Origin of the sequence: Bacillus sp. JFL15 (assembly GCF_001184225.1) — a bacterium.
GTDB classification, from domain to species: Bacteria; Bacillota; Bacilli; order Bacillales; family Bacillaceae; genus Bacillus; species Bacillus siamensis.
On record NZ_KQ236689.1, the window covers coordinates 434878 to 453911 of the forward strand.

18 protein-coding genes are annotated in these 19034 nt (G+C 47.3%); 4 read left to right on the forward strand and 14 right to left on the reverse strand.

Annotated elements, in window-relative coordinates; all coding sequences use genetic code 11:
* Window positions 1–8: 8 nt before the first annotated feature.
* The 7 genes from AD710_RS02100 to dnaE form a co-directional block, all read right to left on the reverse strand.
* Window positions 9–392 (reverse strand): FxsA family protein, encoded by a 384-nt coding sequence (locus tag AD710_RS02100; RefSeq protein ID WP_045926841.1) that lies wholly within the window; start codon window positions 390–392, stop codon window positions 9–11.
* A 110-nt stretch (window positions 393–502) separates the two neighbouring features.
* The gene (pyk, locus tag AD710_RS02105; RefSeq protein WP_047476898.1) at window positions 503–2260 is read right to left on the reverse strand and encodes a pyruvate kinase; all 1758 of its coding nucleotides are present in this window, start codon (window positions 2258–2260) and stop codon (window positions 503–505) included.
* Window positions 2261–2299: 39 nt separating this feature from the next.
* Complete coding sequence (gene pfkA, locus AD710_RS02110; protein WP_016938601.1) at window positions 2300–3259, reverse strand: 6-phosphofructokinase; 960 nt, start codon at window positions 3257–3259, stop codon at window positions 2300–2302.
* A gap of 191 nt (window positions 3260–3450) precedes the next feature.
* Window positions 3451–4428, reverse strand: a complete 978-nt coding sequence (gene accA / locus AD710_RS02115) for an acetyl-CoA carboxylase carboxyl transferase subunit alpha (RefSeq protein WP_016938600.1) — start codon at window positions 4426–4428, stop codon at window positions 3451–3453.
* On the reverse strand, window positions 4413–5285 hold the full coding sequence (gene accD / locus AD710_RS02120; protein ID WP_016938599.1) for an acetyl-CoA carboxylase, carboxyltransferase subunit beta: 873 nt from the start codon (window positions 5283–5285) through the stop codon (window positions 4413–4415). Before accD ends, accA begins: the two co-directional genes overlap by 16 nt.
* A 326-nt stretch (window positions 5286–5611) precedes the next feature.
* Complete coding sequence (gene maeB / locus AD710_RS02125; protein WP_016938598.1) at window positions 5612–6844, reverse strand: NADP-dependent malic enzyme; 1233 nt, start codon at window positions 6842–6844, stop codon at window positions 5612–5614.
* Between the two features lie 139 nt (window positions 6845–6983).
* The gene (dnaE, locus tag AD710_RS02130) at window positions 6984–10322 is read right to left on the reverse strand and encodes a DNA polymerase III subunit alpha (RefSeq protein ID WP_049627159.1); all 3339 of its coding nucleotides are present in this window, start codon (window positions 10320–10322) and stop codon (window positions 6984–6986) included.
* A 143-nt stretch (window positions 10323–10465) separates the two neighbouring features.
* Between dnaE and AD710_RS02135 the strand changes: the two genes are divergently transcribed.
* The 3 genes from AD710_RS02135 to AD710_RS02145 all read left to right on the forward strand — a co-directional run bounded on the left by AD710_RS02135 (window position 10466) and on the right by AD710_RS02145 (window position 11604).
* Window positions 10466–10807, forward strand: coding sequence for a sporulation membrane protein YtrH (locus AD710_RS02135; RefSeq protein WP_016938596.1), 342 nt, complete (start codon window positions 10466–10468; stop codon window positions 10805–10807).
* Complete coding sequence (gene ytrI / locus AD710_RS02140) at window positions 10804–11307, forward strand: sporulation membrane protein YtrI (RefSeq protein ID WP_016938595.1); 504 nt, start codon at window positions 10804–10806, stop codon at window positions 11305–11307. Before AD710_RS02135 ends, ytrI begins: the two co-directional genes overlap by 4 nt.
* A gap of 105 nt (window positions 11308–11412) precedes the next feature.
* Window positions 11413–11604: a YtzJ family protein gene (locus AD710_RS02145; protein ID WP_049627160.1), complete on the forward strand. Its 192-nt coding sequence runs from the start codon at window positions 11413–11415 to the stop codon at window positions 11602–11604.
* A gap of 17 nt (window positions 11605–11621) precedes the next feature.
* Here the strand turns inward: AD710_RS02145 and AD710_RS02150 are convergent, their stop codons facing one another.
* Entirely contained in the window at window positions 11622–12563 is a 942-nt protein-coding gene (locus AD710_RS02150) for a DHH family phosphoesterase (RefSeq protein ID WP_016938594.1), read from the reverse strand.
* Window positions 12564–12678: 115 nt separating this feature from the next.
* Here AD710_RS02150 and AD710_RS02155 point away from each other — a divergent pair, with 115 nt between their 5' ends.
* The gene (locus AD710_RS02155; RefSeq protein WP_003152434.1) at window positions 12679–12981 is read left to right on the forward strand and encodes a YtpI family protein; all 303 of its coding nucleotides are present in this window, start codon (window positions 12679–12681) and stop codon (window positions 12979–12981) included.
* A gap of 28 nt (window positions 12982–13009) precedes the next feature.
* Here AD710_RS02155 and AD710_RS02160 read toward each other — a convergent pair whose 3' ends face one another.
* From AD710_RS02160 to AD710_RS02180, 6 genes are all read right to left on the reverse strand, one after another.
* A complete protein-coding gene (locus tag AD710_RS02160; RefSeq protein ID WP_045926836.1) occupies window positions 13010–14326 on the reverse strand; it encodes a CBS domain-containing protein in 1317 nt (438 codons plus the stop codon).
* Between the two features lie 138 nt (window positions 14327–14464).
* A complete protein-coding gene (locus tag AD710_RS02165; protein ID WP_049627161.1) occupies window positions 14465–15151 on the reverse strand; it encodes a metal-dependent hydrolase in 687 nt (228 codons plus the stop codon).
* Between the two features lie 60 nt (window positions 15152–15211).
* A complete protein-coding gene (locus AD710_RS02170) occupies window positions 15212–15979 on the reverse strand; it encodes an SDR family oxidoreductase (protein WP_016938591.1) in 768 nt (255 codons plus the stop codon).
* 135 nt (window positions 15980–16114) lie between these two features.
* Complete coding sequence (locus AD710_RS20160; RefSeq protein WP_014470818.1) at window positions 16115–16243, reverse strand: hypothetical protein; 129 nt, start codon at window positions 16241–16243, stop codon at window positions 16115–16117.
* 73 nt (window positions 16244–16316) lie between these two features.
* On the reverse strand, window positions 16317–17693 hold the full coding sequence (argH, locus tag AD710_RS02175) for an argininosuccinate lyase (RefSeq protein ID WP_047476892.1): 1377 nt from the start codon (window positions 17691–17693) through the stop codon (window positions 16317–16319).
* Window positions 17690–18901: an argininosuccinate synthase gene (locus AD710_RS02180; protein ID WP_016938589.1), complete on the reverse strand. Its 1212-nt coding sequence runs from the start codon at window positions 18899–18901 to the stop codon at window positions 17690–17692. Before AD710_RS02180 ends, argH begins: the two co-directional genes overlap by 4 nt.
* Window positions 18902–19034: the final 133 nt, after the last annotated feature.

Genomic DNA, 19034 nt, shown 5'->3' on the forward strand with positions numbered 1-19034 from the left:
TGCCGTTTTTATTTGATAATGATCCGCTTGTTTTTTGACATTCCTCTCAGCCATTTGAACAAAAGCGGCTTCATGCGGTTCCGAGTGAACGGAATCAGAAGACAGGCCCCTGCAATATCGGACAAAAAACCCGGAAGCATCAAAAGCAGGCCTCCGATAAAGACGCATATTCCGTCAAGAAGCGCGTCCCCCGGCATGCTGCCGTGCTGCAGGTCGCGCATCACCCGATGATATACATCAATTCCCTGTCTTTTTGCCACCAAGGCGCCCAGCACGCCTGTCAAAATGATGAGAAGGACGGTCGGAAAAACGCCGAGCCATTTTCCCGCCAGCAGAAACAAGCCGATTTCAATTGCCGGACACACGATAAACAGTAAGAATAAAAGTCTCATTTTTCTGCCCTCCTGCCCTTCTAAAAGCGCGTCACCGTCCGCATGGGAATAGGAAAATCAACCTAAAGACAAAAGAGAAGGGAGAACCCCCCTCTCTTTTTTAAAGCTGTTTAAAGAACGCTTGCGCGGCCTTCATACACAGCGCCGCGGGCAGCGTCAACTGTGATAACCTGTCCTTCTGTTAAAACTGAAGTTGCGTTCTCCAGACCGACGATAACCGGAATGCCCAAGCTTAAACCGACTACTGCGGCATGGCTTGTCAGACCGCCTTCTTCCGTGATGAGCGCTGATGCTTTTTCAAGCGAAGCGATCATGTCACGGTCAGTGCTTGAAGCAACCAATACTGCGCCGTCTGTCATTTTTTGTTCAGCTTCCTTCGCATTTTTTGCAACAACAACCGGACCGAATGCTGATTTGCGTCCGATGCCTTGTCCTTTTGCGATTACGCTGCCGACAGTGTGGACTTTCATCAGATTCGTCGTGCCTGATTCACCGACAGAACCGGCTGTAATGACAATCAGATCACCGTGTTTCACGAGTCCGCTGTCAAGTGATTTTTGAACTGCATCTTCAAGCATTTCATCTGTAGAATTCGCGTTTTGGCCGCTTGCCGGGAAGACACCGAATACAAGGCCGAGTTTGCGTGATACAGACTCATTCACTGTAACGGCTACAATCGGAGCCTGCGGACGGTATTTCGCGATCATACGCGCCGTATGGCCGCTTTCTGTAGGCGTAACGATAGCTGCCGCGTTCAGATTGATTGCCGTGTGCGCAACGGATTGGCCGATTGCATCGGTAATCGTCATGCCGACCTGATCTCTGCGTTTAGACAGAATTTCTTTGTAGTTCAGAGATTCTTCCGTGCGTGTGGCGATGTTAAACATTGTTTGAACCGCCTCAACAGGATATTGTCCCGCAGCCGTCTCACCGGAAAGCATGATCGCATCTGTGCCGTCGAAAATAGCATTGGCAACGTCACTTGCTTCAGCGCGAGTCGGACGTGGGTTGCGCTGCATGCTGTCAAGCATTTGAGTCGCGGTAATAACCGGTTTGCCGAGCGCGTTGCATTTTTTGATCATTTCTTTTTGCACGAGCGGCACTTCTTCAGCCGGAATCTCTACGCCGAGGTCTCCGCGCGCTACCATTAAGCCGTCAGATACTTCCAGAATCGCATCAAGATTGTCGACGCCTTCCTGGTTCTCAATTTTAGGGATGATTTGAATGTCAGACGCGTTATGCTCTTCAAGCAGTTCGCGGATTTCCAGAACATCCGTAGAGCGGCGTACAAATGACGCAGCGATGAAATCAACGCCTTGCTCGATACCGAAGACGATGTCTTTAGCGTCTTTTTCAGTAATCCCCGGAAGGTTGACGCTGACGCCGGGAACGTTTACGCCTTTTTTATTTTTCAGCGTGCCGCTGTTTAAAATTTTTGTTTTGATTTCGTGTTTTTCCGGATTTGATTCAATCACTTCCAATCCGATTAAACCGTCATCCAGCAGGATAATAGACCCTGCTGACACGTCGTCTGCCAGACCTTCATAAGAAACTGAGAATTTTTCAAGCGTTCCCAGCACCTGTTTTGTAGAAACGATAATTTCATTTCCCGCCTGAAGCTCAAGCGCGCCGTTTTCCATATCGTGCGTGCGGATTTCCGGGCCTTTCGTATCGAGGAGAATCCCCACGTTTTTGCCGAGCTTTTTGCTTGCTTCTCTGATGTTTTTGATTCTTGCGCCGTGCTCTTCGAAATCACCATGTGAAAAATTCAGACGAGCAACATTCATACCCGCTTCCATCAATTTTGTCAGCATTTCTACACTTTCACTGGCCGGACCGATTGTACAAACGATTTTTGTTTTTTTCAACTCGTTCACTTCCTTCTGAAATCTTCAGCTTCGTCCGTCTTAAATAGACAGTTCTTTTGAAAGCTGATACATGTTTGGTTCAACAGTATGTTTTGATTCTAAAATTTCTATAATATCATGGTCTACAAGCTTGTTGTTTTGTATACCTACGCAGCGTCCGCCTTTTCCTTTAAGCAGAAGCTCAACCGCGTAAGCGCCGAGGCGGCTTGCAAGAACCCGGTCAGAAGCGCTTGGAGATCCGCCGCGCTGGATGTGCCCTAAAACGGATACCCGTGTTTCAAGGTTTGTTTCTTCTTCGATGCGTTTTCCGAATTCAACCCCGCTGCCTACCCCCTCAGCAACGATGATGATACTGTGTTTTTTGCCGCGGTCATGCCCTCTCTTCAAACGGCCGATAATTTCTTCCATATCGTAGTCCGCTTCAGGGATTAAAATGGATTCCGCTCCGCCTGCAAGACCTGCCCATAAAGCAATGTCGCCTGCATGGCGTCCCATCACTTCAATAACGTATGTACGCTCATGCGACGTAGCTGTATCACGGATTTTATCAATCGCATCAATTACGGTGTTTAACGCCGTATCAAATCCGATCGTAAAATCAGTTCCCGGGATGTCATTATCTATCGTACCCGGTACACCTACACACGGAAACCCGTGCTCCGTTAATTTTTTCGCACCCATATACGAACCGTCTCCGCCGATCACGACAAGACCTTCAATACCGAGTCTCTTTAAATTTTCGATTCCTTTTTCACGGCCTTCAACTGTTTTGAATTCAGGACATCTGGCTGTATACAGCTTTGTTCCTCCTCGGTGGATGATGTCACCGACCGAACCCAGTTCCAATTTCTCTATTTTTCCGCTGATTAATCCTGAATAACCGTTATAAATTCCGTAAACTTCTACATCGTGATAGATAGCTTTACGCACAACCGCTCGCACCGCTGCGTTCATCCCCGGGGAATCCCCGCCGCTCGTTAATACTCCTATACGCTTCATTTCCTATTCACCTCAGCAACATATATATGTTAAACATATCATGATCATTGCCCTAAAACAATGAAAAGGGACGCCTGAGCTCCCATGAAACCTTACCTATTATACAATTAAATAAACTGTTTTTAAATAAAATTTAAGGAATATCACAAAAAACACAAAAAATAAACGTGAGCCATAGGCTTCACGTCTATTCAGTTTGCCCCGATATATTGATCCTCAACCGAAACTTTTCCGATGGCTTTGTATTTTTCGTAGCGCTGTGAGATCAATTCTTCGGCGTTCAATGGGAGAAGAGATTTTAATGTTTCTTTTAGGATGCCGTCAATGTAGCCCGCCTGCTGCTTGATGTCATGGTGAGCTCCGCCCTTCACTTCTTTAATCATATTATCTATAATTCCTAATTCTAATAAATCGGGCGCAGTAATCTTCATGGTTTCAGCAGCTTTTTTGGCAAGGCTGGAATCTTTCCACAAAATGGACGCGGCTCCTTCAGGAGAAATAACGGAATACGTCGAGTTCTCCAGCATCAGCATGCGGTTGCCCACACCTAATGCAAGCGCCCCTCCGCTGCCGCCTTCGCCGATGACGATACAAACGACAGGCACTGTCAGGCCGGCCATTTCGAACAGGTTCTTAGCAATGGCTTCACTTTGTCCCCGTTCCTCCGCCGCTTTGCCGGGATACGCTCCCTTCGTGTCGATGAAGCAGATAATCGGACGGTTAAACTTATCCGCCTGCTTCATGAGGCGAAGCGCTTTACGGTAGCCTTCAGGGTGAGGCATCCCGAAATTGCGGACAAGGTTTTCTTTCGTGTCTTTTCCGCGCTGATGACCGATGACGGTGACCGGCATGCCGTGATATTTGGCAACTCCGCCGACAATCGCAGCATCGTCTCCGTATGTTCTGTCTCCGTGGCACTCAAAAAAGTCGGTAAACAGGTATTGAATGTAATCAAGGGTCGTCGGCCGTTCGGGAAGGCGTGCGATCTGCACTCTGTCCCAAGGCTTCAGGTTTTTATAAATTTCATCCTGGAGCTTGCTGAGCCGGTCTTCAAGCCTTGCGATTTCAGCGCTTAAATCCATCTCCGAATCTTGGGTGAATTTTTTCAGTTCGGCGATTTTTGTCTGCAGTTCAATCACCGGTTTTTCAAATTCTAATCTTGCAGCCACTCATGCTCACCTCCTGTTTGGTGCATGTCCAGCAGAAATGCGAGTTTGTCTTTCATGTCGTTTCTGTGAATCACCGCATCAAGCTGGCCGTGCTTTAATAAAAATTCCGCCGTCTGGAAATCTTCCGGCAGTTTTTCTCCGATCGTCTGTTCAATAATACGTCTTCCGGCAAATCCGATCAAGGCGCCCGGTTCAGCGAAATTATAATCACCGAGAGACGCGAAACTGGCCGATACGCCGCCTGTCGTCGGGTGGGTCATAACCGAAATAATCAGCCCCTGCTCTTCACTGAACAGTTTCAATGCAGAGCTTGTCTTCGCCATCTGCATAAGGCTTAAGACCCCTTCCTGCATACGTGCGCCGCCGGAAGCGGTAAAGATGATGAACGGGACTTTTTCCTCTTTCGCTTTTTCAATTGCCAGCGTGATTTTTTCGCCGACAACCGAGCCCATGCTGCCCATGCGGAATGTCGAATCCATGATCGCGATAACGGCAGGGAATCCGCTGATGGTCCCTTTTCCGGTAACAACCGCTTCATTCTGCGATGTTTTCTCACGGTCTTTTTCGATTTTTTCTAAGTATCCCGGGAAACCGAGCGGGTTTTCAGATATCATTCCCTGGTTGAATTCTTCGAATGAATTTTCATCCAGGAGGATTTCAATGCGCTGCTTTGCATTCATCGGGAAATGATGCCCGCAGTTCATGCAGACGCGCAGGTTTTTATCTAACTCTTTTGTGAGCATGATTTTTTTACATTTGGGGCACTTTGTCATAATGCCTTCCGGAACATCATGTTTTGCCTGCTCAGACGGCACGGAAGCATATTTTTTCTTTTTTGTGAATATATCCTTTAACAAATGATTACCTCCCTTTTGTGAAGGGTTCTCTTCACTGCATGTCTTCCGATTAGATAGACTTAATAATAACTTTACCGAAACTATTGTACTTTTTTTGTCAAACGGTGTCATCCTCCATTCGACATTTTTTGCTGAAAAGCAGGCGGAAACGGACGGATGACAGACCTTCAAAAGCGTTGCTCAGCCTTATCTGTCAGCGTTTTCAAAAGAAATAAGGATTCTGCTGAAATTTTTTTAAGACCTGCCCTTAAAAAAATGCCAGCAGTCCGTATATTGAACAGCAGCGCGTTGTTTTTCCCAACGCGCTGCCAATTCTTTTTGTGTTATTATTCGCCGATGACCGTAAGCTGTCTTGTTTTTTCAGCCACTTCCTCAGGGTCAACCGTAATTCTGGCGACGCCCGTTTCCATCGCCGCTTTCGCAACGGCTTTCGCAACGGCAGGAGCCACGCGTTTGTCAAATGGAGCCGGGATGACATACTCCGCGCTTAATTCATCCTCTGAAACGAGGGAAGCGATCGCTTCAACCGCAGCTATTTTCATTTCTTCGTTGATATGAGTCGCGCGAACGTCAAGCGCTCCGCGGAAGATTCCAGGGAATGCAAGTACGTTGTTGACCTGGTTCGGGAAATCAGAACGGCCTGTTCCGATTACGCTTGCGCCGGCTGCGCGCGCGTCTTCAGGCATGATTTCCGGATTCGGGTTGGCCATTGCGAAAATAATCGGATCTTTCGCCATGCTTTCCACCATTTCTTTTGTCAAAGCGCCTTCGACTGATACGCCGATAAAGACGTCTGCATCTTTAATGACATCCTGCAGCGAACCGTCATTGCGGTCTTGGTTTGTAAACTTGGCCACTTCGTTTTTCACCGCATTCATGCCGGCAGGACGCCCTTCATAAATGGCTCCTTTAGAGTCGCACATCACGATATCGCGAACGCCGAAATGGTAAAGAAGCTTGATGATCGCGATGCCTGCCGCTCCAGCTCCGTTTGCCACAACTTTAATAGATGACATGGATTTTCCTGATAATTTCAGCGCGTTTACAAGTCCGGCTACGGTTACGATGGCAGTGCCGTGCTGATCATCGTGGAAAACCGGAATGTTTGTTTCTTTTTTCAGGCGCTCTTCAATGATAAAACAGTTCGGCGCCGCAATATCTTCAAGATTGACACCGCCGAATGTCGGTTCAAGCAGCTTCACCGTGTCGATGATTTTGTCCACGTCGTTTGTGTTGAGCGCGATCGGGAATGCGTCCACGCCCGCGAAGCTTTTGAACAGAACCGCTTTTCCTTCCATAACCGGAAGTGAAGCTTCAGGCCCGATATTACCGAGACCGAGAACCGCTGATCCGTCTGTTACGACTGCTACCATGTTCCCCTTCATTGTATAATCATATACTTTATTTTTATCGTCATAAATCTCTTTACAAGGCTCAGCTACCCCCGGAGAGTAGGCAAGGCTTAAATCGTCCGCATTTCTGACTTCCACCTTTGCTTTTGATTCAAGCTTTCCTTGGTTTACTTTGTGTAAATGTAACGCTTCTTCTCTTAATGACATGCTAAACACTCCTTTTAAGTACTTTGTTACATATTCTGCCGCATAGACTGGTACAATCTCTGGAGGTGAAAAATTTCAGAATCTTTAAATAAGATAGCACAATTGTTTCAATTGTATAACAAAACCATTGTTGTTACCACTATTTTAACACGACGTTTTCGCGGCCCAGCAGCTCTTTTAAACGGTACAACGCCTGATGGTCCGCCTGAATATGAAAGGTGTCGGGCAGCCTGATGGTCTGCTTGTCTTTTTCATAATAAAGATAAACGCCGGTTTCCCCTTTATGCTCCAGTAAAATACGCTTCATCTTTTCCAAAAACTCCTGATTGTGCCGGCTGCCTTCGATTTTGATGTAAACAGACGGCGCTCTGTCTGTCTCCGTCTCCTCAAGAAGAGAGGCGGATGACATGATGAATTGTGTCTTCTCCTGCCGCTCTTCCATTTTTCCGGCGGCGAATAAAAGCGCGCCTTCTTTTAACAGCGGAGACAGCCTTCTGTATTGGTCAGGAAACACGACGGCTTCCATTTCTCCCGTTTCGTCGCTTAATGTGAGAAACGCCATATGCTGACCTGTCTTTGTCCGAATCGTTTTGATGCCTGCGAGCAAAGCGCCGATCGACAGCTGCCCCTTAGGCGCCTGACGCGCTTTTGCGATCGCTTGCGCACCCCGTTTTTTCAAGAGATCCCTGAAAGCGGACAAAGGATGGCTTGAGAAATAAACACCGAGAGCTTCTTTTTCAAACCGAAGCTTGTCCACGAGCGGAAATTCCTCAGCCTCTACATATTTTGGCTTAATGGAGAACGATTCTTCCAAAAACAATCCCATTTGGTCATCGTCTGCACGAAAAAGTTCAGCGTGCTCTAAAGCGACATCAACGGAGGCCAGCAAGGAGGCGCGGTTTTGATTGAATTCGTCCATGGCGCCAGAAAATATAAGGGCTTCGATTGTTTTCCGATTCACGCTTTTTGCAGGTACGCGAAAGCAGAAATCGAAAAGATCCTCGAACGGTTTATGTGTTCTTGCTTTATAAATATCTTTCACTGCCGAGACGCCTACGTTTTTCACGGCCCGCAAACTGTATCTGACGGCTCCGTTTTCCGGCGCAAACGGAAAACCGCTCTTGTTTATTGACGGCGGAAGAACTTGGATCCCGCTCCCCTTCGCTTCATGCAGATATTGCGATATTTTGTCCTCATTGCCGATGACGCTCGTCAAAAGACCGCACATAAAATATAAAGGATAGTGCGCTTTTAAATAGGCGAGCTGATAGCCGATCATGCTGTATGCGACAGCATGGCTTCTGTTAAATCCGTAGTTGGCGAATTTGACAATCAGATCGTAGACCTCGTTTGCAGTGACTACAGAATACTCCTTTTTTAAGCACCCTTCAACAAAATGGCTTCGCTCTCTGTCCAGAATGTCCTTTTGCTTTTTACTGACAGCCCGTCTGAGCAGATCCGCTTCACCTAATGAAAACCCTGCCATCCGCGAGGCGATCATCATAATCTGCTCCTGATAGACGATGACGCCGTACGTGTCACTGAGAATATTTCTTACATCCTCATGCGGCACTTCCACACGCGCCCGCCCGTGCTTCCGGTCGATAAATAATGGAATATTTTCCATCGGCCCCGGTCTGTAAAGCGCATTCACCGCGACAATGTCTTCAAGCCTCGACGGCTTCAAACGCTTCAGCACGCTTCTCATTCCTGATGATTCCAGCTGAAAAATGCCCGTCGTATCGCCGTTTGACAATAGGGAAAACGTTTTTTCATCCTGGTAAGAAATCTCAGAAAAATCAATTTTCGTATTCGTCTCTTTTTCAATCATCGTTTTAATGGATTCAATAAGCGTCAGGTTGCGCAAACCTAAAAAGTCCATTTTCAAAAGACCCAGATCTTCTAAGTGATCCATCGCATACTGCGTTAAATACACGCCGTCATGCCCTTCTTGAAGAGGGACAACTTCAGAAAGCGGATCTTTACTGAGAACAACGCCGGCCGCGTGTGTTGACGTATGCCTCGGAAGACCTTCAATTTTCCTGGCGACCTGAAACACTTTATGAAGAACGGCGGATTCAGACAGCCGCCTGTTCAGCTGAGCGGACTGCCGCCTCGCTTCCTCAAGCGTCATTCCCGGCTTTGACGGAATCAGGCGGGCAAGCTGGTCAGCTTCTTTCGGACTGATTCCGAACACTCTCCCGGTGTCTCTTAACGCCGCCTTTGCGGCCAATGTTCCGAAGGTGATAATCTGGGCGACGTGCATGGCCCCGTACTTATTTTGTACATACTGAATGACCTCATCCCTTCTCGTATCTGGGAAATCGATATCAATATCGGGCATGCTGATCCTCTCCGGATTAAGAAACCTTTCAAACAGCAGAGAATGTTTCAGCGGATCCACGTCTGTAATGAAAAGAGAGTAAGCGACAAGCGAGCCTGCCGCAGATCCTCTTCCCGGGCCTGTCACAATGCCCTTTTCATGCGCGTACTTCATAAAGTCCCATACGATGAGAAAATAATCACTGAATTTCATGCGCCTGATGACGTCCAGCTCATATTCAAGCCGGCGGACGGCGCGCTCATCAGGAGTGCCGAAACGGAGACGCAGCCCCTCGTGACAGACTTCCGCCAAATAATCATCGGCTGATTTGCCGTCCGGCGCCGGAAAAGACGGAAGGCGTGTCTGTCCGAGGCTGACATCGACCCGGCATTGCCCGGCGATACGCGCGGATGCTTCAATCGCTTCCGGATGCCGCGTGTAAAGCTCCGCCATCTCTTCAGGCGGCCTCAAGTGTAAATCCGGCAGATTTCCGCTCTGATCCTCCCATTTCTCACCGGCTTTAATGGCGCACAGGCAGCGGTACGCATCTTGATCTTCTTTCTTGATATAACGGACATCCCCCGCAGCGCAGACTGGGATTTCCGTCTCGGCTGACAGGCGGAGAATATCTTCCGATAACGTCTCATGACCTTTGAACGGCTGGTATCCTAAATAAAAACGGTCTTCTCCGAACAGTTCCCGGAATCCTTCGGCAGCTTTGACCGCTTCTTCAAATTTCCCGGCTTGCAGCAGACTTTCAATGTACCCGTTTTCACCGGGTGTAATGGCGATCAGCCCCTCATGATAGCTCTTCATCCATTTTCGCTTCATGCCGCCCTTTGCTATGGATTGCAGCGCACTTGAGATTTTCAGCAGGTTCTGATAACCGGTATTTGTCTCCGCCAAAAGAACAAGCGGGCGTGCTTCAAGTTCCGTTTCGTCCGTGTATATAGAAGCCGTCAGACCGATAATCGGCTTTATTCCGTTTGACTTGCATGCTTTATAAAACTCAATGGCGCCGTACAGCACATTTTCGTCCGTCAGCGCCAATGAAGAATAACCGAGCTCCTTCGCTTGTGTAACAAGATCTTTTACAGAAGCGGCGCTGTTTAACAGGCTGTAGCCGCTATGCACTTGCAGATGAACAAAAGACAATGCCGCCACTCCTTTCCGTATACGTTCATTTTGCCTTTCTACATTATAAGACGGGTTTTCTTAAGAAACAAATGTTCTTTTTTGACTCATCATCATACTTGTCCGCTTTGCTCAATATGATAGAAAAGTGAGGTGGTGTATATATGGATCAGGAAGCCGGCTTTATGGCGAATTTTATCAGCAGTTATTTTATCGCCCTCGGCGTTTTGCTCGGCGGAGCGCTCATCGGCGGCGTCGGAGCTTATTTATCAGGCGAGCCTCCGCTTACGGCGATTACAAAATTGGCGAACAGGCTGAAGATCTGGGCGCTTGTCGCGGCCATCGGAGGAACATTTGACGCCGTATACAGTTTTGAGCGGGGGCTGTTTGAAGGCAACACGCGCGACATCTTCAAACAGCTTCTATTAATAATTTCAGCGATGGGCGGCGCGCAGACCGGCTGGCTGATTGTGTCATGGCTGGCTCAGGAGAATATGCCTTCATGAGAATTCCCGAGTATTATAAAAAACCGGGATGGCAGCGTTTTTTTGCGGGAATGATGTGCGGAGCCATCGTCAGCTGGCTGTTCTTTCTGTTTACATACGGAACGTTTCAGGAAGAACAGGTGACGTTAATTGAAAAACAGCGGGAGCACGCACGGGATTTGAAAAACCAGATCTCCATCTATCAGAAAGACCTTCATAAATTAAATGAGGATAATAAACAAAGACTGCTTATCCAAAGTGTTGATGTGAAGCTGATCAATGGGGAAAAATACAGAATCGCCCAGCCTGATAAGATGAAATTTGAAGAACAGGTGAAAGATGATATTTCTGAAGTCATCACAAAGGATATTGAGAGCGTGTATAAAACAAAGGAGCTTTTAAAACGGACGATTGAAAACAAGGTGTACACCATAAATGAAAAGGAATATAAAGCTCAAGTAAAGGAACTGACGATTTATACGAGATTGTCTGTCGAAATTCATATTTCTTTTGCGACGTAATTATGTCATTTTTAAAAAATTTCCATAGATCTGTCGCTTTTTTCTCCGCTTTTTTATAAACTGTAAATGAGACATTTTCAATGATTCTGAAGGGAGGAAGGGAAAATGGAGGTTTTTAGTGAACGCCGCCTGGCAAAAGATCATGCAGACCGAATCAGAAAAGGCTATTCCGCATATGCAGAAACAGACACACTCGCTTCCCTCATAAAAAAAGAACTCCAAATCTGTAATCTCCGCGTCTACGAAGACCTGACTGATTTCGGCTGCTGGTTCATCCCCGTGACAGATGAACACTAAGAAAGAGGGTCTCCCCTCTACTTGTGTTCGTTACATATCTCTTCAAGATCAGCAAGAATCGGACCGGTTTCATCCCAGCTGAAGATGGATGCGCCGGCTGCAAGCGGATGTCCGCCGCCATTGTATTTCCGGGCAATTCCATTGATGACCGGGCCTTTTGAACGGAACCGGACTCTGATTTGGTCGTCTTCTTCTACGAAAAACACCCAAGCGCGAATACCGGAAATGTTTCCGAGTGTTCCGACGAGCTGCGACGCTTCAGAAGCGGTGGTTCCATATGTCTCCAAAATGTCTTTTTTAATGAAAACGGAAGCGACGCCGTTTTCAGACAATGACACATTTTGATAAATAAAGCCATTCAGCTTCACCACATTTAATTTCGTTTCATACAATTGATTAAACAGCTCTGACGATGAAAATGGGAACTCAATGAGCTCTCCCGCGTATTTTAATGTCTTTTTTGTGGTGTTCGGGAATAAGAAGCGTCCCGTATCACCGACGATACCCGCGTAGATCAGCTCAGCTGCTTTCGTATTCAGCTTCCAGCCGTGCTGCTTTCCTTCCAGGTACAGCTCATAGATCATTTCGCTTACAGAGCTTGCATTCGTATCGACCCATAACAGATCGCCATACGGATCTTCATTTGGATGGTGGTCTATTTTCATGAGCTTTGCGCCGGAATGGTAGCGCTGATCGTCGATCCGTGCTTGGTTTGCGGTGTCGCACACGATGACAAGAGCATCTTTGTAGGTTTCGTCACCCACCTCATCGAGGGAATATAAGAAAGACAGGGACGGCTCAGGCTGTCCGACGGCAAAAATATTTTTTTCGGGATACGTTTCCCGCAGGATTTCCGTAAGGCCGCACTGTGATCCGTAAGCGTCTGGGTCAGGCCTCACATGTCTATGTAAGATAATGGTGTCATATAATGATATGGTTCTGATCAATTCGGATTTCATCGTTTTCTCCTTTTGTTTTTATTCATTTAATCATACTCTTTATCCATGGAAAAGGAAAATCTTTCAGCAACGGTATAAACGGTTTTGCAAACTCATATAATGGAGGATTTCATTTATGCTGGTTTTTGTTTTTCTCATCGGGCTTTCTGCCTGCTTTTACGTGTATTACAAAGTAAAAGGCATCCAGACGAAACGGGCGCTGGAGAAGGAATGTTTTTCGGCTAAATCAAGTATGGCGTTAGGCGCGCTGGTGCTTTTGTACGGAGTAAACCAAATGATTCTGTTTCACTCCGTCCTGACCCTCGTCATCGGCGGCGTCTTCATTTTAATCGGAGCAGGCAGTGCATGGGCCGGGTATAAAGCCTATAAGCATTATGAACCTATCCATGCAAAAGAAGCGGAGAGAGACCACGCATAATGAATGTCAAGGGACCGAGATGCGTCCCTTAACTTCTCTCCATCAGCTGCACCATGAGCATCGCTTTTGAAACGATGCCGCTTTGGCTTGACACTTCCACTTCCATTTTCCCGAATTTCCGGCCCGCTTCTAAAATGCGCGGCTTCACTTCAATGACCGATTCCATCTGAACGGGCTTTAAGAAGAAAATCGTAATGCTTTCAATGACCAGCTCGCCGCGTTTGCGGGAGCGTAAAAATCGGCTGGCGGCCTGAGTTAAAATTGTCGTAAACACCCCGTAAGAAATCGTCCCGAGCTGATTGGTCATCTGCGGCGTGACTTCATATTGATAGACGGCCGGCGTTTTGTCATCTTCCTCTTCTTTAAATCCCCTTGAAACGATATCATCCAGCTTTTCCCCGACCTGAGGCTGCTTTTGAATCATTTGCAGCGCTTTTAAGACGTCCTGACGGCTGATCATGCCGATCAGTCTGTGGTTCCCGTCTGTCACCGGAAGCACTTCGATTCCTTCCCAAACCATCATTTGAGCCGCTGAGGCGACAGACGTTTTCCCGATGACCGTGACAGGGTTTTTGGTCATTACTTTTTCAATCGGGACTGACCGGTCATGTCCGGCGATATCTTTCGGTGTGAGAATCCCGTGGATTTTCATTTGCCCGTCAATGACAGGAAAGCGGCCGTGTCCGGTTTCATCGTTTTTTTCGTACCATTTCTCCAGCTTATCTTTAGGAGACAGCGTCACTGTCCGATCGGCGGGAGTCAAAATGTCCTCCACGAGCACAATCTCTTTTTTTATGAGCTGATCATAGATCGCCCGGTTGATCATCGCGGCTACCGTAAAGGTATCATAGCTTGTGGAGAGAATCGGAAGCTCAAGCATATCGGCCAGCTCGATAATGCTGTCGTCGGTATTAAATCCTCCGGTTACCAAAACAGCCGCGCCCGCTTCAAGCGCCTGGCGGTGGGCATTGATTCTGTTTCCGACGATTAACAGGTTCCCAGCCGCCGTATAACGCATCATCGCGTCAAGCTCCATCGCGCCGATCACAAACTTATTCAGCGTTTTATGCAGACCGGCTTTTCCGCCGAGCACCTGGCCATCTATCACATTGACAACCTCGGCATATGTCAGCTTTTCAATATTTTCCTTTTTCTTCTGTTCAATCCGGATGGTTCCCACACGTTCAATAGTGGAAACGAACCCTTTATTTTCGGCTTCCTTAATGGCTCTGTAAGCCGTTCCCTCACTGACTTTCATTTCTTTCGCAATTCTTCTGACCGAAATTTTTTCACCGACAGGAAGCGAATCTATGTACGATAGGATTTGTTCATGCTTTGTTGCCAAACGTTTCACCTCTAAGGACAGTCTTCTGCTTTTATTATAAGGGCACGGGGGATTCATTCGCAATGAGACGCCCGAAAAAAGGCGTCATCATAAAAAGACCTTCTGAACGTTTGGTTCAGAAGGTCTTTGACACATATGTCAGGCAAGCTCAATGGTCTCGCCGACCGCCATGACTTTGCCGACGCCTCCGGGCAGACTTTCAGCGAAAGCGTCAGGGTCCTGTTCAATGACAGGGAATGTATTGTAATGAACGGGAACGACCTGTTTCGCTCTCAGCCATTCAGCCGCGAGTTTCGCATCTTCAGGCCCCATGGTGAAGTTATCACCGATCGGCAGAAACGCCAGGTCAATGTGATTCAGTTCCCCGATCAGTTTCATATCTGAGAACAGCGCCGTATCGCCGGCGTGGAAAATCGTTTTGCCGTCAATCGTTAATAAAATCCCGGCCGGCATCCCGGTGTATGTGATGGTTTTGTTTTCTGCATCAGTGACCGCCGATCCGTGGAACGCCTGTGTCAGTTTCACTTTGCCGAAATCAAATTGGCGCGCTCCGCCGATATGCATCGGGTGGACGTTTAACCCTTTAAAGCCGAGATAAACGGCCAGCTCGTTCGGCGCAATAACGAGTGCGTCGTTTTGTTTGGCGATCTGCTCTGTATCTCCGACATGGTCATTGTGTCCGTGAGTAAGCAGAATGACGTCCGCTTTCACTTCTTCCGGCTTCAGATTGGTCAGACTGTTTCCGGTTAGGAACGGATCGAAAATAATGTTATGGGTTTTCGTTTCCACTTGAATAACAGAATGTCCGTGATAAGTCACTTTCATCGTTTTCACCTCATAAAAAATTAATATTTATCAAGTTCCCTTTTTGACAAACGAAAAAACTTACAGGGATTGATGCCTGTTAATCACATTCAGCCCGCCTGTTGCTTCTATGACCGTTCCGGTGACAAGATCGGAATCCTCTTCACATAAGAAGGCGATGATTCTTGCAATGTCTTCTCCGGTTCCGGACCTCCCGATCGGCGTGTTTTCTTTCCCGATTTTCCGTCTTGCTTCTTCTATAGACGCTTCTTTCATATCTCCTACAATATCACCCGGGCAGACCATGTTGGCCGTGATACCTGATTCGGCTTCTTCAATCGCGATGGTTTTCGTTAACGAAGCCAATCCGACTTTAGCCGCCCCGAAAGCGGAACGGTGAAGCCAGCCGGGGGCATGATCTGCGCCTTGGAAGCCGTATGTAATAATCCGGCCGAAGCGCTGCTGTCTCATTACCGGGATAACCGCTTTAAACAGATGGAAAACGGCGCTTAAATTCCCTTCAAGCATGCCATACCATTCGTCATCGGAGTAATCGGCAAGCTTTTTGCGCTCAAATATGTACGGCCCGGCGTTGTTAATCAGTATGTCAATTCTTCCAAACCGCTGAAGGGCTGCATCGGCGATCCGCATGAGATCTTCTTTTCGGGTTACATCGCCCTTAACGAATTGCAATCTGTCATGGCACCGGGGATAATCAGCCTTCAGACAAGCGACGGCTTCTTCGTCCTGTCTGTAATTCACTGTGACCGAAAAGCCTTTTTCCAGCAGCATTTCAGTCACTTTTCGGCCCAATCCCTTCGTGCCGGCAGTGATTAGAGCATGTCGCACATTGAATACCCTCCCCAAGCAACGTTGCCGCTTCAATAAAATAAAGTCGTTTCTCCCTCTACTTTACTATAAACAAGCGGCAATATCACTTTTTTGCACTTCATCCGCACGAAAAAAGCCGTCTTTACAGACAGCTTAATTTTCCGAAGGGGCTGAGGCTTCCTCCAGACCGACATAACCGCTTTGGTATGCCTCTGAGATGAGCCGGGCCGTTTCTTCACTTTCTTTTTCATCATAGATGTAGCGGTCTTGTTCTTTGCGCATTCCTTCTACCTCCCATCATTATAGATGTAGCGTGTCTGATATGACGGGAAAATATGAAGGAAATTTTAGCAAATTAAACGCCGGCGCAGGCTTTTGCTTTTACGAGCGCCTGTTTTACCTGCTGAAAGCCCGTTCCGCCGGCGCTCATTCTTTTTTCAACCGCATGATGCGGATCAAGCACGGTATAAATATCTTCTTCAAAGAGACTGCTGGCTTGAAGGAATTCTTCAAATGCCATATCACTTAAATAGATTCCTTTTTCAATACAGCTGTACACAAGCTTGCCGACCACTTCGTGCGCTTCTCTGAACGGCATGCCTTTTTTGGCTAAATAATCGGCAAGTTCCGTCGCGTTTGAAAAATCTTGTTTTGTCGCCTGTTTCATAATGTCTTTGTTTACGGTCATTGTTTCAATCATGCCCGTAAAAATCTGAAGGCTTCCTTCAACGGTTTTCACCGTGTCAAACATACCTTCTTTATCTTCCTGAAGGTCTTTGTTGTATGCGAGCGGGAGCCCTTTCATAATCGTGAAAAGCCCCATCATATCACCGTATACGCGTCCAGTTTTTCCGCGGATCAGCTCCGCCATGTCCGGGTTTTTCTTCTGCGGCATCATGCTGCTTCCCGTTGCGTACGTATCATCCAATTCAATGAATCTGAATTCCTGCGAGCACCATAGAATGATTTCTTCCGAGAAACGTGAAAGGTGCATCATCAGCATACTGCTGCTGCTTAAAAACTCGAGAATAAAATCTCTGTCGCTGACCCCGTCAAGACTGTTCTCATAAATGGAGTCAAAACCGAGCAGCTCCGCCGAATAGCTGCGGTCTATCGGAAACGTCGTTCCGGCAAGCGCCCCGCATCCGAGAGGCGATATGTTAATCCGCTTCAGCGCGTCACGGAAACGCTCTTTATCCCGTTCAAGCATCCAAAAATAGGCGAGCAGATGGTGGGCGAAAGAAATCGGCTGGGCCCGCTGCAAATGGGTGTACCCCGGCAGAATGGTCTCGACATTGGCCTCTGCTTTTTCGATCAGCGCTTTTTGGAACTGTTCAATCAGCCCGATGATATGGGAGACATGATCTTTCAAATATAGATGCATGTCTGTCGCCACTTGGTCGTTCCGGCTTCTGCCTGTATGGAGCTTTCCGCCGAGCGGTCCGATTTCTTCAATCAGCATTTTTTCAATGTTCAAATGAATATCTTCATAATCAACAGAGAATTCAAGCGTTCCTTCCTCAGCTTTTTGCAGGAGGGTCTGCAGCCCTTGACGGATGGCGCCTTCTTCTTCCTCCGTCAGAATGCCGCATTTTTTCAGCATTGCCGCATGAGCGAGAGACCCTGTAATATCCTCTTTGACTAAGTTTTGGTCGAATGTGATGGATGCACCGAACTCATCGACCCACTTTTCCGGTGTTTTTTGAAAACGGCCTCCCCAAAGCTTCTTCATGCTTCAATCTGCTCCTTCTTTTTCACAATGCTGTTTACTTTTGTCGGCAGTCCCCAAAGCTCGATAAAGCCGATTGCCGCATGATGGTCAAACGCATCGTCTTTTGTATATGTCGCAAGTTTTTCATCGTAGAGAGAATATTCCGACTTGCGTCCTTCTACAATGGCATGGCCTTTAAACAGCTTAACGCGCACAACGCCGGTGACGTGCTTTTGGGTTTCTTTCAGGAATGCAAGCAGCGCGTCTTTTAACGGTGAGAACCATAAACCGTTATAGATGATTTCAGACAGTTTTTGTTCAATTGCCGGCTTGAAATGAGCCACTTCTTTCACTAAAGTCAGATCCTCAAGCTCTTTGTGAGCCGTAATCAAAGTCATTGCGCCCGGGCATTCATAAACCTCACGGGACTTAATGCCGACCAGGCGGTTTTCGACATGGTCAATCCGGCCGATGCCGTGTTTTCCGGCAGTCTCGTTCAGCTTGAGAATCAAATCAGCAAGCGGGTAGGATACACCGTCGATTGAAACCGGCACACCGGCTTCAAATGCGATTTCGATGATTTCAGGAACGTCCGGCGTATTTTCTAGAGATGCTGTCAGGTCATATGCCCCTTCAGGCGGCGCCGCCCACGGGTCTTCTAATATACCGCATTCATTGGCGCGGCCCCACAGATTCTGGTCGATGGAATAAGGGCTGTCAAGATTGATCGGAATCGGTATGCCGCGGCTTGCAGCGTATTCAATTTCTTCTTCACGCGACCATTGCCACTCACGGACCGGAGCGATGACCTCCAGATCAGGGTTTAATGATTTAATGGATACTTCAAAACGAACCTGATCATTGCCTTTTCCTGTACAGCCGTGCGCCACGGCCACTGCGTTTTCCTTTTCTGCAACTTCAACGAGTTTTTTCGCGATTAACGGACGGGACAGTGCAGATACGAGCGGATACTTGCCTTCATACATTGTATGAGCCTGCATAGAAATAAGCGCGTACTCTTGGGCGAATTCTTCTTTTGCATCAATCACGTACGAATTTACAGCGCCTACTTCCAGCGCTTTTTGCTGAACGAATGCCAAATCCTTTCCTTCCCCTACGTCTAAGCAGCATGCAATAACATCGTATCCCTGTTCTTGCAGCCATTTTATCGCTACAGAAGTATCAAGACCTCCTGAGTATGCCAATACAACCTTTTTCTGTTCTGCCATGTTAAAAGCTCCTTTTGTATAAAAATTAGTTTTAATTAATAAAAATGCATTTTGTATGTATACACTGTAACAAGTAAATTTTGTTTTTTCAAGCTTTTTATAAAAAAAACTCCACCCATTTTTTTGAGCGGAG